General features: G+C 68.1%; 15 protein-coding genes. 6 read left to right on the top strand and 9 right to left on the bottom strand.

The window, feature by feature from the left end; genetic code table 11:
- Positions 1 to 35: 35 nt before the first annotated feature.
- From ACQ4L4_RS21510 to ACQ4L4_RS21495, 4 genes are all read right to left on the bottom strand, one after another.
- Entirely contained in the window at positions 36 to 1109 is a 1074-nt protein-coding gene (locus tag ACQ4L4_RS21510) for a sulfate/molybdate ABC transporter ATP-binding protein (RefSeq protein WP_431100895.1), read from the bottom strand.
- A gap of 84 nt (positions 1110 to 1193) precedes the next feature.
- The gene (cysW, locus tag ACQ4L4_RS21505; RefSeq protein ID WP_431100894.1) at positions 1194 to 2078 is read right to left on the bottom strand and encodes a sulfate ABC transporter permease subunit CysW; all 885 of its coding nucleotides are present in this window, start codon (positions 2076 to 2078) and stop codon (positions 1194 to 1196) included.
- Position 2079: 1 nt separating this feature from the next.
- On the bottom strand, positions 2080 to 2961 hold the full coding sequence (cysT, locus tag ACQ4L4_RS21500) for a sulfate ABC transporter permease subunit CysT (protein WP_431100893.1): 882 nt from the start codon (positions 2959 to 2961) through the stop codon (positions 2080 to 2082).
- 42 nt (positions 2962 to 3003) lie between these two features.
- The gene (locus tag ACQ4L4_RS21495) at positions 3004 to 3996 is read right to left on the bottom strand and encodes a sulfate ABC transporter substrate-binding protein (protein WP_431104982.1); all 993 of its coding nucleotides are present in this window, start codon (positions 3994 to 3996) and stop codon (positions 3004 to 3006) included.
- A gap of 623 nt (positions 3997 to 4619) precedes the next feature.
- Here ACQ4L4_RS21495 and ACQ4L4_RS21490 point away from each other — a divergent pair.
- Both ACQ4L4_RS21490 and ACQ4L4_RS21485 read left to right on the top strand, forming a co-directional pair.
- Positions 4620 to 5123, top strand: a complete 504-nt coding sequence (locus ACQ4L4_RS21490; RefSeq protein WP_431100892.1) for a GAF domain-containing protein — start codon at positions 4620 to 4622, stop codon at positions 5121 to 5123.
- The gene (locus ACQ4L4_RS21485; RefSeq protein ID WP_431100891.1) at positions 5123 to 5530 is read left to right on the top strand and encodes a response regulator; all 408 of its coding nucleotides are present in this window, start codon (positions 5123 to 5125) and stop codon (positions 5528 to 5530) included. Before ACQ4L4_RS21490 ends, ACQ4L4_RS21485 begins: the two co-directional genes overlap by 1 nt.
- Positions 5531 to 5543: 13 nt before the next feature.
- Here the strand turns inward: ACQ4L4_RS21485 and ACQ4L4_RS21480 are convergent, their stop codons facing one another.
- On the bottom strand, positions 5544 to 6356 hold the full coding sequence (locus tag ACQ4L4_RS21480) for a glycosyl transferase (RefSeq protein WP_377158894.1): 813 nt from the start codon (positions 6354 to 6356) through the stop codon (positions 5544 to 5546).
- Between the two features lie 255 nt (positions 6357 to 6611).
- Between ACQ4L4_RS21480 and ACQ4L4_RS21475 the strand changes: the two genes are divergently transcribed.
- From ACQ4L4_RS21475 to ACQ4L4_RS21460, 4 genes are read left to right on the top strand one after another with little or no spacing between them, the layout of a single operon-like run.
- Positions 6612 to 7565: a TauD/TfdA dioxygenase family protein gene (locus ACQ4L4_RS21475; protein ID WP_431100890.1), complete on the top strand. Its 954-nt coding sequence runs from the start codon at positions 6612 to 6614 to the stop codon at positions 7563 to 7565.
- The gene (locus ACQ4L4_RS21470; protein WP_431100889.1) at positions 7562 to 8578 is read left to right on the top strand and encodes an ABC transporter substrate-binding protein; all 1017 of its coding nucleotides are present in this window, start codon (positions 7562 to 7564) and stop codon (positions 8576 to 8578) included. The genes ACQ4L4_RS21475 and ACQ4L4_RS21470 overlap by 4 nt, the downstream gene beginning before the upstream one ends.
- Positions 8579 to 8580: 2 nt before the next feature.
- Positions 8581 to 9489, top strand: coding sequence for an ABC transporter ATP-binding protein (locus tag ACQ4L4_RS21465; RefSeq protein WP_431100888.1), 909 nt, complete (start codon positions 8581 to 8583; stop codon positions 9487 to 9489).
- Positions 9490 to 9499: 10 nt separating this feature from the next.
- Complete coding sequence (locus ACQ4L4_RS21460) at positions 9500 to 10390, top strand: ABC transporter permease (protein ID WP_431100887.1); 891 nt, start codon at positions 9500 to 9502, stop codon at positions 10388 to 10390.
- On the opposite strand, the gene ACQ4L4_RS21455 is transcribed toward ACQ4L4_RS21460, so the two are convergent.
- The 4 genes from ACQ4L4_RS21455 to ACQ4L4_RS21440 all read right to left on the bottom strand — a co-directional run bounded on the left by ACQ4L4_RS21455 (position 10365) and on the right by ACQ4L4_RS21440 (position 12637).
- Positions 10365 to 10799, bottom strand: coding sequence for a type II toxin-antitoxin system VapC family toxin (locus ACQ4L4_RS21455; RefSeq protein WP_431100886.1), 435 nt, complete (start codon positions 10797 to 10799; stop codon positions 10365 to 10367). The genes ACQ4L4_RS21460 and ACQ4L4_RS21455 overlap by 26 nt on opposite strands.
- Positions 10796 to 10999, bottom strand: coding sequence for a type II toxin-antitoxin system VapB family antitoxin (locus ACQ4L4_RS21450; protein ID WP_431100885.1), 204 nt, complete (start codon positions 10997 to 10999; stop codon positions 10796 to 10798). The genes ACQ4L4_RS21455 and ACQ4L4_RS21450 overlap by 4 nt, the downstream gene beginning before the upstream one ends.
- A gap of 111 nt (positions 11000 to 11110) precedes the next feature.
- The gene (locus tag ACQ4L4_RS21445) at positions 11111 to 11905 is read right to left on the bottom strand and encodes an amino acid ABC transporter permease (protein WP_431100884.1); all 795 of its coding nucleotides are present in this window, start codon (positions 11903 to 11905) and stop codon (positions 11111 to 11113) included.
- A gap of 30 nt (positions 11906 to 11935) precedes the next feature.
- Positions 11936 to 12637 carry an amino acid ABC transporter permease gene (locus ACQ4L4_RS21440; protein ID WP_431100883.1) on the bottom strand — a complete coding sequence of 234 codons (702 nt, stop codon included), beginning with the start codon at positions 12635 to 12637 and terminating at the stop codon, positions 11936 to 11938.
- Positions 12638 to 12768: the final 131 nt, after the last annotated feature.

Here is a 12768-nt window from a genome sequence, read left to right as displayed (position 1 = left end):
GACCGCTCGCTCTTCGGCTCGTCGATCGATGTCGATCAAGCGGCCTGGTCGATGCCGAACAGACTCAGGCGCGAGGCCTGCAGACGCACGTGCTGACCGGCGGACAGCTGCAGCGCCTCGGCCTGTTCGCGACTGAGTTCCGCTTCCAGATGCTCGCCCTGCGCGCCGCGCAGCTCGACACGCGCGGCGGCGCCGAAGGCCAGCACACGTTCGACCGTCGCCGGCAGGCCCGGCGCATCCTGCGACGGATTGATCAGCAGCTCGTGCGGACGCGCATAGGCCTGCACCAGGCCGTGCTGCGCGCCTTCGATCGACGCCGCGGCGCCTTGCGCCAGCGTCTGATCGCCGACGCGCACGATGCCGCTGTCCACGCGGCCTTCGAAGCGGTTGACCGCGCCGAGGAAGCCGTAGACGAAGGGCGTCGCCGGGCGCTGGTAGACCTCGATCGGCGAGCCGACCTGTTCCACGCGCCCGTGATCCATCAGTACGACGCGGTCGGCGACTTCGAGCGCCTCTTCCTGATCGTGCGTGACGAAGATGCTGGTGATGTGCAGCTCGTCGTGCAGGCGGCGCAGCCAGCGGCGCAGTTCCTTGCGGACCTTCGCATCCAGCGCGCCGAAGGGCTCGTCCAGCAGCAGCACGCGCGGCTCGACGGCCAGCGCGCGGGCCAGCGCGATGCGCTGACGCTGACCGCCGGACAGTTGCGGCGGATAGCGGTCCGCCAGCCAGTCCAGCTGCACCAGCTGCAGCAGCTCATGCACCTTGCGCTTGATCTCCGCTTCCGGCGGACGCTGCTTGCGCGGCTTCACCCGCAGCCCGAAGGCCACGTTGTCGAAGACCGTCATGTGGCGGAACAGCGCGTAATGCTGGAAGACGAAACCGACTTCGCGCTCGCGCACGTGGGTGTCGGAGGCGTCGTTGCCGTCGAGCAGCACCTGGCCGCGATCGGCCGTCTCCAACCCCGCGATGATGCGCAGCAGCGTGGTCTTGCCGCAGCCCGACGGGCCCAGCAGCGCGGTCAGTTCGCCGGTGGGGAAATCCAGGCTGACGTCGCCCAGCGCGGTGAAGCTGCCGAAGGACTTGTGGATGTTGCGGACCTGGATGCTCATGCTTCTTCCTTCACGATGCTGCGGACAAGACGTCCGCCGGGCCGTCCCAAGGACGGCTTGCGCCCCTCGGGGGCCGCGCTGTACTCAGCGCTGGGGGCCAATACGTTCTGCCTGCCACTCGACGAGCTGCTTGAGCCCGAGGGTGACCAGCGCCAGCAATGCCAGCAGCGATGCGACCGCGAATGCCGCGGCGAACTGATATTCGTTGTAGAGGATCTCGACCTGCAGCGGCAGCGTGTTGGTCTGGCCGCGGATGTGGCCCGACACCACCGACACCGCGCCGAACTCGCCGAAGGCGCGCGCGTTGCACAGGATCACGCCGTAGAGCAGGCCCCACTTGATGTTGGGCAGCGTCACATGCCAGAAGGTGCGGAAGCCGCTGGCGCCGAGCACGGTCGCTGCTTCCTCTTCGTCCCGGCCTTGCGCCTGCATCAGCGGGATCAGCTCCCGGGCGACGAAGGGGAAGGTCACGAACACGGTGGCCAGCACGATGCCGGGCACGGCGAAGATGATCTTGATGTCGTGCTCCTGCAGCCATGGTCCGAACCAGCCCTGCGCGCCGAAGATCAGCACGTAGATCAGACCCGCGACCACCGGCGACACCGAGAACGGCAGGTCGATCAGCGTGATCAGCAGCTGCTTGCCTCGGAAGTCGTGCTTGGTGATGGCCCACGCGGCGCAGACGCCGAAGACGATGTTCAGCGGCACCGAGATCACCGCCGCCAGCAGCGTGAGCTTGATCGCGGACACCGCGTCGGGCTCGATCAGCGAGGCGAGGTAGGTGTCCCAGCCCTTGCGCAGCGCCTCGGTGAAGACGGCGGCGAGCGGCAGCAGCAGGAACAGCGCGAAGAAGGCCAGGCCCAGCGTCAGCAGCGTGTAGCGCACCCAGCGCTTCTCTGCCGTGGCGGGGTTCCCCTGGTAGTGGCCGGCGGTGCGCCCGCGGCCCAGCGTTGCGGCGGATCCAGCCATGTCAGCGCTTCCCGTCCACACCGTTGCGACGCAGGCTCCAGGCCTGCAGTCCGTTGATGCCCAGCAGCAGCAGGAACGAGAACACCAGCATCACGACCGCGATCGCGGTGGCGCCGACGTAGTCGTACTGCTCGAGCTTCGTGATGATCATCAGCGGGGTGATCTCGCTGACCATCGGCATGTTGCCGGCGATGAAGATCACCGAGCCGTACTCGCCCACCGCGCGCGCGAAGGCCAGCGCGAAGCCGGTCAGCAGCGCCGGCGTCAGCATCGGCAGCACCACCAGGCGGAAGGCCTGCCAGCGATGCGCGCCCAGCGAGGCGGCGGCTTCCTCGAGCTCCGTGTCCAGGTCCTCGAGCACCGGTTGCACCGTGCGCACGACGAAGGGCAGACCGATGAAGATCAGCGCGATCAGCACGCCCAGCGGCGTGAAGGCGACCTTGATGCCCAGCGGCTCCAGCCACCGGCCCATCCAGCCGTTGGGCGCGTACAGCGCGGTCAAGGCGATGCCGGCGACGGCGGTGGGCAGCGCGAAGGGCAGGTCGATCAGCGCGTCCACCAGCTTCTTGCCCCAGAAGTCGTAGCGCACCAGCGACCAGGCCAGGATGAAGCCGAAGATCACGTTGATGAACGCGCCCAGCAGCGCCGCGCCGAAGCTCAGCCGGTACGAGGCCAGCACGCGCGGCGAGGTCGCCGCGGCCCAGAAGGCCTCGGCGCCGTGGCCGGCGGACTTCAGGAACACCGCGCACAGCGGGATCAGCACCAGCAGCGAGAGATAGAAGAGCGTGAAGCCCAGCGTCGGCGCGAAGCCGGGCAGCACGCGGCGACGCTTGCGGGCGGGCGCGGGGGCGGCCTGCGTCGCGGGGAGCACGGCGGTGTTCATCGTCGGGTCAAGGCATCGGAGATCGGGATCGGGGCCGGACGATCAGCGGCGCGAGGCCATGATCTGGTCGTAGGTGCCGCCGTCGGCGAAGTGCGTCTTGCCGACCTTGGCCCAGCCGCCCAGTGTCTGGTCGACGGTGAAGAGCTTGATCGGCGCGTAGCGCTTCTCATGCTTCTTGAAGATCGCCGCATCGCGCGGACGGAAGTTGTTCTGCGCGATGATTTCCTGGCCTTCCGGCGTCCACAGGAAGTCCAGGTAGGCCTTGGCCAGCGCGGCGGAACCGCGCTTGGCGGCGACCTTGTCGACGACCGCGACCGGCGCGTCGGCCTCGATCGAGAGGCTCGGCGCGACGACCTCGAAGTTGCCCTTGCCGAATTCGTTCTCGATGAGCTCGGCTTCCGATTCGAAGGTCAGCAGCACGTCGCCGATGCCGCGTTGCGTGAACGTGGTCGTCGCGCCGCGGCCGCCGCCGTCCAGCACCGGCACGTTGGCCAGCACCTTGGAGACGAAGTCCTTGGCCTGCGCGTCGGTGCCGCCCTTGGCGATCACGCTGCCCCATGCGGCCAGGTAGCCGTAACGGCCGTTGCCGGTGACCTTGGGGTTGGGGATGATCACGGACACGCCGGGCCGCGCCAGGTCCGCCCAGTCCTTGATGCCCTTCGGGTTGCCCTTGCGGACCAGGAACAGCATCGTCGAGCTGTACGGCGCGGCGGCGTTCGGGAACTTGCTGCGCCAGTCGGCGCCGGTGAGGCCCTTCTCGGCCAGCGTGTCGACGTCGGTCGCCTGGTTCATCGTGACGACGTCGGCCTCCAGGCCGCCGATCACCGAGCCGATCTGCTTGGACGAGCCGCCGTGCGACTGGTTCACCGTGATCGTCTGGCCGGTCTTGGCCTTGTACGACGCGACGAACGCCGGATTGATCTGCTTGTAGAGCTCACGCGCCACGTCGTAGGAGACGTTCAGCAGCGTCGTCGGCTGATCCGCCGCGGCCGCCAGCATCGGCGCGCCCAGCAACGGCACCGCCGCGGCCAGCATCAGCGCCTGGCGGCGGGAGGCGGAGAACAGGGAACGGGTGTTCTGTCGGGCGTTGTTCTGGGTCATGGCGGACTGGGCAAGCGGGCGTGGGCCGGCGACGTTGAGGGTCGGGCTGCGAAGCTTGCCAAACAGTCCTTATTCCAGGAACGATTGTTTGGGCATTTGCTTATCTCGCATAACGCATATGCAAGAAAGGCAGAAGGCGGAGGCAGAGGAAAAGCGCCAGGACCGCGATCGGACACCGCCGGAAGCGCCTCCCCAAAGACCCCGAGGGCGGCCCCCGGTCGCGACCTGGGCTCTCACCATGCCTTCCCAGCGGCCGTACTGCCGCCGCCGGCGGGGGCGACATGGGCGCGCCCCGTGGAACGGAGTCTGGGCCGCGATGCGCCGCATCGCCAATGCGCAATGGGCGCAAGCTGCTGCGGGGCCGTCATATGCCCGGTCGGGCAAGGGCCGGCGCCCCGGCGGAGAGGTATTCCCACGGTCATCCCCCGTCGTTCCCTCTCAAGGGCGACCCGGGTGGCGTCCTCTGGACAGCTCGGATAGTCTGGGGTTTCGACGGCGTGGCGGCAGTCCGGTCGCCCAGGGAAAGAATGACATCGGAAGAGCGAGGTGCCGCGTCCATGATGAATGCCCCGATTCCCGACAACGAAGCCGAACGGCTCCAGGCACTGCGCGAGCTGCTGATCCTGGACACGCCGCCAGAGGAGCGCTTCGACCGCATCGTCGCGTTCGCCGCCGAGGAGTTCGGCGTGCCGATCGCGCTGATCACCCTGATCGACGACGACCGCCAATGGTTCAAGGCCCGCTTCGGGCTGGCGGTGTGCGAGACCGACCGCAAGAGCAGTTTCTGTGGTCACGCGATCCACGTGCCCGAGGTGATGGTGGTGGAGGACGCGACTCAGGATCCGCGCTTCGCGGACAACCCGATGGTGCTGGGCCCGCCGAACATCCGCTTCTACGCGGGCGCGCCGCTGGAGATCCGCCCCGGCGTGCGCGTCGGCACGCTGTGCCTGATCGACCGGCGGCGACGCGCGCTGGACGAGACCGACCTGGCCATCCTGATGAGCCTGCGCGACCTGGCGGTCTCGGAGCTGCTGGGCCAGGCGGTCGAGGAGGGGCGTTGATGCGGGTTTCTCAGCCTCAGCTCCTGCTGGTCGATCCCCACTCGCTGTTCCGCCGCACCGTCGCCATGGTGGCGCGGCAGCTGCAGATCGCGGAAGTCCACGAGTCGAGCAGCCTCGAGGCGGCTCATCGCCTGCTGGAGAACCAATCGATGGACGGCCTGCTGCTGGACATCGGCCAGGGGCTGGACGCCCTGGCGCTGCTGCAGAGCGTGCGGGCCGGGGCGTTGCGGTGCGCCGCCGACACGCCGGTCGCGCTGACCGCGGAGGCCTGCGACCTGGCCACCGCCCAGCTCTACAAGGAGCTCGACGTGCGGCGGATCATGCTCAAGCCGTTCAAGGTGAAGACGGCGCTGGAGGTGATCCAGGATCTGGCGCGGCCGGGCTCGCCGCCCGGCACGTCGCACTAGCCCGCGAGGGGCCTCACTCCACCCAATGCTGCGCGACCCACGGGGGCGGCAGCACGAAGCTGCGCAGATGGCGCCAGCGATGCTTCACGCCGCCGGCGAAGGCTGCGCGGAAGTGGTCCCACGGCTTCTCGTGCGGCGGGTCCTGCGTGTTCCAGCGACCCAGCAGCACGTCGGCCGGATTCGGACCGCCGGGGAAGGTCACGATGCGCGCGCCCGAGGGCAGGCGCGCCGGCTTGAAGTAGCGCAGCGGGAACGGCGGCAGGCAATGCAGGCGGAAGTGCCGCGTCCACAGGTGCGGCCAGAACTTGATGCCGCCGGGCACGGACGCGGTCACCCAATGCTGCTCGAAGCCATGCTTGTCGGCGACGGCCTGCGGGTTGGCGCGGAAGTTCTCGATGATGTGCGGGTACTTGCCCACCGGGAAACGGAACACCGAGGTCTGACCCAGGCGCTGCATCGGCTTGGCCCAGTTGCGGGCCAGGATGACGTCGTCCGGATGGCCGTGGCTGAAGTAGCCGTCGATGTTGTCGACGATCACCGAATCCAGGTCGACGAACAGCACCGGACCCGACAGGCCGGTCTTCTCGCCCATGTCGGCGCTCCACATCACCAGCTTGCGCCACTTGCCCAACGACTTCTTGGGCCATTCGCAGCCGAGCTCGGGCAGGTCGTAGGCATCGACCTCGGGACGAAGGCCTTCGGCGTTGTCGGTCAGGCAGACCAGACGGAAGTCGCCGGTGATGTGCCGACGCAGCATGCCGTACAGGCGGTTGACGTACTCAGGGCCGTAGGCGGTTCCCCATTTGACGCAGATGACTTGTTTCATGGGGCTCGTGCTCCTCTGGTTGTTATCCCTACTGGCTTCGGGGAAGTCCGTCACTATACGCATGCAGTTGTAAATGGTTTGCAAACGGGGCATTCCGAGCCGTGACGCCTGGCATCCCGGGATGGCGTCGGCCTCGCCCAACGGGGCGATCCTCGGAACGCGCGGCATTCAGGACGTCGCTTATTCGATTTCTGCGCTTGGACATGCCGTCAGCTTCGTTCCGGCCAGGAAGGCCGATGCCTAGAGTCGGCGACCATGACAGCCCTCGCCCCGCCCCTTTCCACCGCGGCTCCGGCCCACGCGACCGTCCCGGCGACGCCCGCCGCGCCGGCGGCCTTCGCCGATGCGCCGTCGCAGCACTTCGAGATCAACGCCTTCGATGAGCCGCTCGGCGCCGAGGTGGTGGGGCTGGACCTGACGCGAGCGCTGAACGACGCCGACTTCGCCCGGCTGCACCGCGCGCACCTGGATCACCACGTGCTGGTGTTCCGCGACCAGCGCATCACGCCGGCGCAGCACATCGCATTCAGCCGTCGCTGGGGGCCGCTCCAGATCCACGTGCTGCGCAACTTCCAGCTGGCGGGTCATCCGGAGATCCTGCAGGTCTCCAACGTGCGCGACGCGCAGGGCCAGCCCGTCGGGCTGGGCGACGCCGGGCAGTACTGGCACTCGGACCTCTCGTACAAGGAGCGCCCCAGCCTGGGCTCGCTGCTGCACGCGCAGGAGCTGCCGTCGGAAGGCGGGGACACGCTCTTCGCCAACCAGCATCACGCCTACGACGGTTTGCCGCTGGCGCTGAAGACCGCGATCGCCGGCAAGCGCGCCGAGCACAGCTACCTCGCGAAATACGAGGAGCTCCGCGCCCGCAACCCGTGGCGCCCCAAGCTGACGCCCGAGCAGATCGCCGAGGTGAAGCCGGTCCCGCAGCCGATCGTGCGCACGCATCCGGAGACCGGACGCCGCGCGCTCTTCGTCAGCGAGCACTTCACGACGCGCATCCTCGACGTGCCCGAGGACGAAAGCCGCGACCTGCTTGCACAGCTCTTCGAGCACAGCAGCCGCAAGAGCATCGTGTACCGCCACCAGTGGCTGTCCCATGACCTGGTGTTCTGGGACAACCGCTCGCTGCTGCATCTCGCCACGGGCTGCCCCGATCACCTGCGTCGACACCTCTACCGCACCACCATCGAAGGCGACGTTCCGGCATGAAGCTCCAGAAACTTTCCTCCCTGCTGCTCTCGGGCGCGCTCGCCGCGACCGGGGCGTTGTCGGCGACCTCCGCGCACGCCGAAGGCAAGATCCGCATCGCCGAGCAGTTCGGCATCGTGTACCTGCTGCTGAACGTCGCGCAGGACCAGCAGCTGATCGAGAAGCACGGCAAGGCCGCGGGCGTCGACATCCAGGTCGAGCGCGTGCAGCTCTCCGGCGGCCCGGCGATCAACGAGGCGCTGCTGTCCGGCAGCATCGACATCGCCGGCGCGGGCGTCGGCCCGCTGCTGACGCTGTGGGACAAGACGCAGGGCAAGCAGAACGTGCGCGGCATCGCCTCGCTGGGCAACTTCCCGTACTACCTGATCAGCAGCAACCCCGCCGTCAAGACCATCGACGACTTCGGCGACAAGGACCGCATCGCGCTGCCGGCGGTGGGCGTGTCGGTGCAGTCCAGGATCCTGCAGCTGGCCTCGGCCAAGCGCTGGGGCGATGCGCAGTTCAACAAGCTGGACCGGCTGCAGGTCGCGCTGCCGCACCCGGAAGCGACGGCGGCGCTGATCAAGGGCGGCACCGAGATCAACGCGCACTTCGGCAATCCGCCGTTCCAGGAACAAGGCTTGGCGGGCAACCCGAACGTCCACATCGTGCTGAACAGTTACCAGGTGCTCGGCGGGCCGGCGTCGGCGACGGTGCTGTACACGACGGAGAAGTTCCGGCGCGACAACCCGAAGACCTACCAGGCCTTCATCGGCGCGCTGGCCGAGGCGGCGGACTTCATCTCGAAGAACCCGGAGCGCTCGGCGGACATCTACATCAGGAACGAGAACTCCAAGGTGCCCAAGGAGCTGCTGCTGAAGGTGATCAAGAACCCGGAGGTGCAGTTCAAGATCACGCCGCAGAACACCTTCGCGCTGGCGTCGTTCATGCATCGCATCGGCGCGATCAAGAACAAGCCGGCGTCGGCGAAGGATTACTTCTTCGACGACCCGCACAACGCGGCCGGAAGCTGAGCATGAGCGCGGTGCTGGAGCAGCTCGACGCGGTGCCCGCCTGCGAGGCGTGCGGCGACCTGGCGGGCGCCCTCCCGCAGGACCGGCAGGCACGCCTGCGGGTCGATGGCGTCAGCCTCGACTACCGCAGCGATCGCGGCGTGGTGCGCGCGACGCATCGCGTCGGTTTCGACGTGCTGCCCTCGGAGCGCTTCGTGCTGCTCGGCGCGTCGGGTTGCGGGAAGTCCTCGCTGCTGAAGGCGGTCGGCGGGTTCGTCACGCCGGCGGAGGGGCGCATCCTCGTCGACGGCGAACCCGTGAACGGCCCGGGGCCGGACCGCATCGCGGTGTTCCAGGAATTCGACCAGCTGCCGCCGTGGAAGACGGTGCTGGAGAACGTCGCGTTCCCGCTGATCGCGTCGGGCACGGCGTCGCGCAAGCAGGCGCTGGAGCGTGCGCGCGACTGGCTGTCCCGCGTGGGGCTGGCCGACTTCGCGTCGGCCTATCCGCATCAGCTGTCGGGTGGGATGAAGCAACGTGTCGCGATCGCGCGCGCATTGGCGATGAAGCCGCGCGTGCTGCTGATGGACGAGCCCTTCGCGGCGCTCGACGCGCTGACGCGTCGCCGGATGCAGGACGAGTTGCTCGCGCTCTGGGAACAGGAGCGTTTCACGCTGCTCTTCGTGACGCACTCGATCGAGGAAGCGCTGATCGTGGGGCACCGCGTGCTGGTGCTGTCGCCGCATCCGGGACGCGTGCGCGCGGAGCTGAATGCGCAAGGCCTGACACCGGCGCAACGCGTCGCGCAGGCGCAGCGCATCGAGCAACTGCTCTTCGGCGATGAGCCGATCGCGGAGTCGGCGACTCCCGCTGCCGCCACTGCCAGCGGCGCCGCCACGGCAGCCGCCGCTGCTGCCGTGGCGCTGAACTGAGGATTCATCGATGACCGTCACCGTGCTGCCGACGCAGCGGCCGCTCGATCCACCGCTTCGCGCCGAGCGCGAAGAAGCGCTCGCCGATTACGTGCCCGTGCAGGTGGCCTCGATTCCGCTGTGGCGCCGCGCGCTGGATTCCAGCGCCTGGCGTCAGGCGGCGCTGCTGGCTTTGCTCGCCGGGCTCTGGGAAGTTGCTGCACGCGCGGCCGACAACGACCTGCTCTTCCCCTCGTTCTTCGCTGCGGCGCGGGCACTGTGGGACGGCCTGTACGGCGGCGAACTGCTGGTGCGGGCAGGGATCTCGCTGAAGCTGCTGCTGCAGGGATACGCGCTGGGTGTGGTGCTGGCGCTCGGACTGACGGCGCTGGCGACCTCGTCGCGCTGGGGCCGGGACTTGCTCTCGAGCCTGACGGCGATGTTCAACCCGCTGCCGGCGATCGCCTTGCTGCCGCTGGCCCTGTTGTGGTTCGGCCTGGGATCGGGCAGCCTGATCTTCGTGCTCGTTCACGCGGTGCTGTGGCCACTGGCCCTGGCAGCATCGGCGGGCTTCTCGTCCGTGCCGGAAACGCTGCGCATGGCGGGCCGCAACTACGGGCTCACGGGACCGCGCTACGTCGCGCAGATCCTGCTGCCGGCGGCGTTGCCGTCCATCCTCTCGGGCCTGCGCGTGGGCTGGGCCTTTGCGTGGCGGACGCTGATCGCCGCCGAGCTGTTCTTCGGCGCATCGTCGGGCCAGGGCGGCCTGGGCTGGTACATCTTCCAGAACCGCAATGAACTGCAGACCGATCGGGTCTTCGCAGGGCTGGCCCTGGTCATCCTGATCGGATGGCTGGTCGAGCGGCTGGTCTTCAGCACCATCGAGAAGGCGACAGTCACGCGGTGGGGCATGCAGCGGTGAGTTGGGTCTGATTCGACCGATCGGTTCTCGCCGGCAGGTCGTCGTGGGCAATGCCCAGCCGTTTCGCCAGCGCTGCAAGACGCTTGTCGGAGGCCCACAAGCGGGCACCTGGCGTCTTCAAGGTCGACATCAGCAGCGACATGTCGACGAGCCCACACCCTTTGCCGTGGATGTCTTCATCTTCGATCAGGCGGATGACCTCGTCCAAGCTGACCGGTGCGCTGTGATCCAGTTCGTCCATGGTCGAGAGGGCATTGGCTCGGGGCTGCGGCAACGACCCGCAGCGCAGCTCGCCGATGATCATCGGATGGGCGAGGACGACGTCCATTTCCAGCAGCGCCAATAACGCAGGATTGCGACGCCGGAAATGGTCGATCCAGACCGAAGTGTCAACAACGACCTTCCTCATTCCCAGCCCTCCGGAACGTCGAGGGACGGCCGACGTCGAGGGACATCCGGGAGGTCGGGGGCGATTCCTCCCATGTCGGCAAGCCTGAACTGAGCCTGGCGGGCGATGAATGCACGGAGCGCCGCGTTGATGAGGTCGCGCTCCTCGACGGGCTGGTCAGCGACGGCAAGGGCGCGTTGGTAGAGAGCTTGGTCGATCACGGTTGTCCTTTCCCAGAATCGCTCCGCGGCGTTGTCACCGAAACCGCTTCAGTGACTCGACCCGCACATCGGCTCGCGAAGGCATCAGGTTGATCTCATTGCCCTCCGACGTCACTGGCTGGTTCTTGTGTTCCTTGCCATCGCGCTCACTGAGTTCCGTAGTCCGCATCGCATAAAGGCGTAGAAGCGGTCGACGGCGGATGGCGTGACGACGAGAGTGGCGCGCTGGCGACTGCTTCTCCGCTCTACCGCATGGGCGAGACGCGACAGCACGAAGCACATCACGAAGTAGCACCCGGCCAGCGTGCCGTAGACCGCCACCGGCTGCACCAGCACCTGCGCGTTGACCTGGCCGGCGATGAAGGACAACTCCGACAGCCCGATGATCGTGCCCAGCGAGGTCTCCTTGATCGTCGACGCGAACTGGTTGACCAGCGAGGGCAGCATGTGCCGCAGCGCCTGCGGCAGCAGCACCAGACGCAAGGACTGACCCCGCGACAGGCCCAGCGCCTCAGCGGCCAGGCGCTGGCCGGACGGCAGCGACTGCAGTCCCGCACGCACGATCTCGGCCAGGTAGGCGGCGTCGAAGATCACCAGCGCCGCCAGCATCGTGTTGAACTGGTCCGTCTTGTGGCCGGTCACCGCCGGCAGGAAGAAGTAGGCCCAGAACACCACCATCAGCAGCGGTGTCCCGCGCACGACGTAGACCAGCGCGGTCACCGGCCAGCGCAGCCAGGCGCGCCGGCTCACGCGCGCGATGCCGAGCAGCACGCCCAGCGGCAAGGCCAGCAGGAGGCCGAGCGCGGCCAGCAGCACGGTCAACGCCAGCCCGCCAAGGGGTCCGTTCGGGTACTGCCCCACCAGCACGTACAGCCAGTAGGTGTCGATCATCTCGGCGATGCTCATCGCGACACGCTCCTAGTCATCACGACCGCTTCAATGGCCGGCCGGCCGCACCGGATACCGGCGCTGGTACAGCACGCCCGCGCCGGTGATCAGCATCGACACGCCGAGGTAGGTCGCCGTCGCCATCGCGAAGGTCTCGAAGCCGCGGAAGGTCGCGGACTCCACGCGCTGCGCCTGGTACATCAGCTCGGCGGCGCCGACGACCGTCGCGATGCTGGTGTTCTTCCAGAGATTCAGCGTCTGCGAAATCAGCGGCGGCACCGTCGCGCGCAGCGCCTGCGGCAGCACGACCCATCGCACCGAGCCGGCGAAGCGCAGGCCCATCGCGCGTGCAGCCTCCCACTGTCCCGGCGGCACCGACCGCAGGCCGGAACGCACGTCCTCCGCCATGAAGGCCGCCGTGTATACCACCAGCGCGGCGAGCGCTGCGGCGGCCTCGATGTTGCCGGCGTAGAGCCAGGCCTTCACGCCGTCGGGCAGCAGCTCCGGCACCGCGAAGTACCAGAACAGCATGTGCGCCAGCAACGGCACGTTGCGCACCGCTTCGACGTAGGTCCAGGCCAGCGCGCGCAGCGGCGGGAACGGCGCCAGACGCGCCAGCGCGATCAAGGTGCCCAGCGGCAGCGCGATCACCAGCGCGAGCACCGTCAGCGTCAGCGACAGCCGCACGCCGGCCAGGAGCCAGTCGAGGAACTGCCCTTGCAGCAGCACCGAGAAGTCGAGATGAGGCATGGCGTCGGAGAGAGGGGGGAAGGAGCGGGTCAACGGCGGCGGCGATCGACCGCCGATGTGGCCTCCGAAATAAACAACGCCCCGGCCGAAGCCGGGGCGTGCTCGCATCGGATGACAAGGTAGATCAGTTC

The sequence above is a fragment of the Roseateles noduli genome (assembly GCF_050626985.1).
GTDB lineage: Bacteria > Pseudomonadota > Gammaproteobacteria > Burkholderiales > Burkholderiaceae_C > Roseateles > Roseateles noduli_A.
The sequence above is the reverse complement of the archived record's forward strand: the minus strand, read 5'-3'. Positions and strand labels throughout refer to the sequence as shown.

Coding starts and splice junctions, on each gene's coding strand:
- ACQ4L4_RS21445 (WP_431100884.1), bottom strand. CDS start 11,905: ATGAGCATCGCCGAGATGATCGACACCTACTGGCTGTACGTGCTGGTG.
- ACQ4L4_RS21475 (WP_431100890.1), top strand. CDS start 6,612: ATGACAGCCCTCGCCCCGCCCCTTTCCACCGCGGCTCCGGCCCACGCG.
- ACQ4L4_RS21440 (WP_431100883.1), bottom strand. CDS start 12,637: ATGCCTCATCTCGACTTCTCGGTGCTGCTGCAAGGGCAGTTCCTCGAC.
- ACQ4L4_RS21455 (WP_431100886.1), bottom strand. CDS start 10,799: ATGAGGAAGGTCGTTGTTGACACTTCGGTCTGGATCGACCATTTCCGG.
- ACQ4L4_RS21485 (WP_431100891.1), top strand. CDS start 5,123: ATGCGGGTTTCTCAGCCTCAGCTCCTGCTGGTCGATCCCCACTCGCTG.
- cysT (WP_431100893.1), bottom strand. CDS start 2,961: ATGAACACCGCCGTGCTCCCCGCGACGCAGGCCGCCCCCGCGCCCGCC.
- ACQ4L4_RS21480 (WP_377158894.1), bottom strand. CDS start 6,356: ATGAAACAAGTCATCTGCGTCAAATGGGGAACCGCCTACGGCCCTGAG.
- ACQ4L4_RS21470 (WP_431100889.1), top strand. CDS start 7,562: ATGAAGCTCCAGAAACTTTCCTCCCTGCTGCTCTCGGGCGCGCTCGCC.
- ACQ4L4_RS21510 (WP_431100895.1), bottom strand. CDS start 1,109: ATGAGCATCCAGGTCCGCAACATCCACAAGTCCTTCGGCAGCTTCACC.
- ACQ4L4_RS21460 (WP_431100887.1), top strand. CDS start 9,500: ATGACCGTCACCGTGCTGCCGACGCAGCGGCCGCTCGATCCACCGCTT.
- ACQ4L4_RS21465 (WP_431100888.1), top strand. CDS start 8,581: ATGAGCGCGGTGCTGGAGCAGCTCGACGCGGTGCCCGCCTGCGAGGCG.
- cysW (WP_431100894.1), bottom strand. CDS start 2,078: ATGGCTGGATCCGCCGCAACGCTGGGCCGCGGGCGCACCGCCGGCCAC.
- ACQ4L4_RS21495 (WP_431104982.1), bottom strand. CDS start 3,996: ATGCTGGCCGCGGCGGTGCCGTTGCTGGGCGCGCCGATGCTGGCGGCC.
- ACQ4L4_RS21490 (WP_431100892.1), top strand. CDS start 4,620: ATGATGAATGCCCCGATTCCCGACAACGAAGCCGAACGGCTCCAGGCA.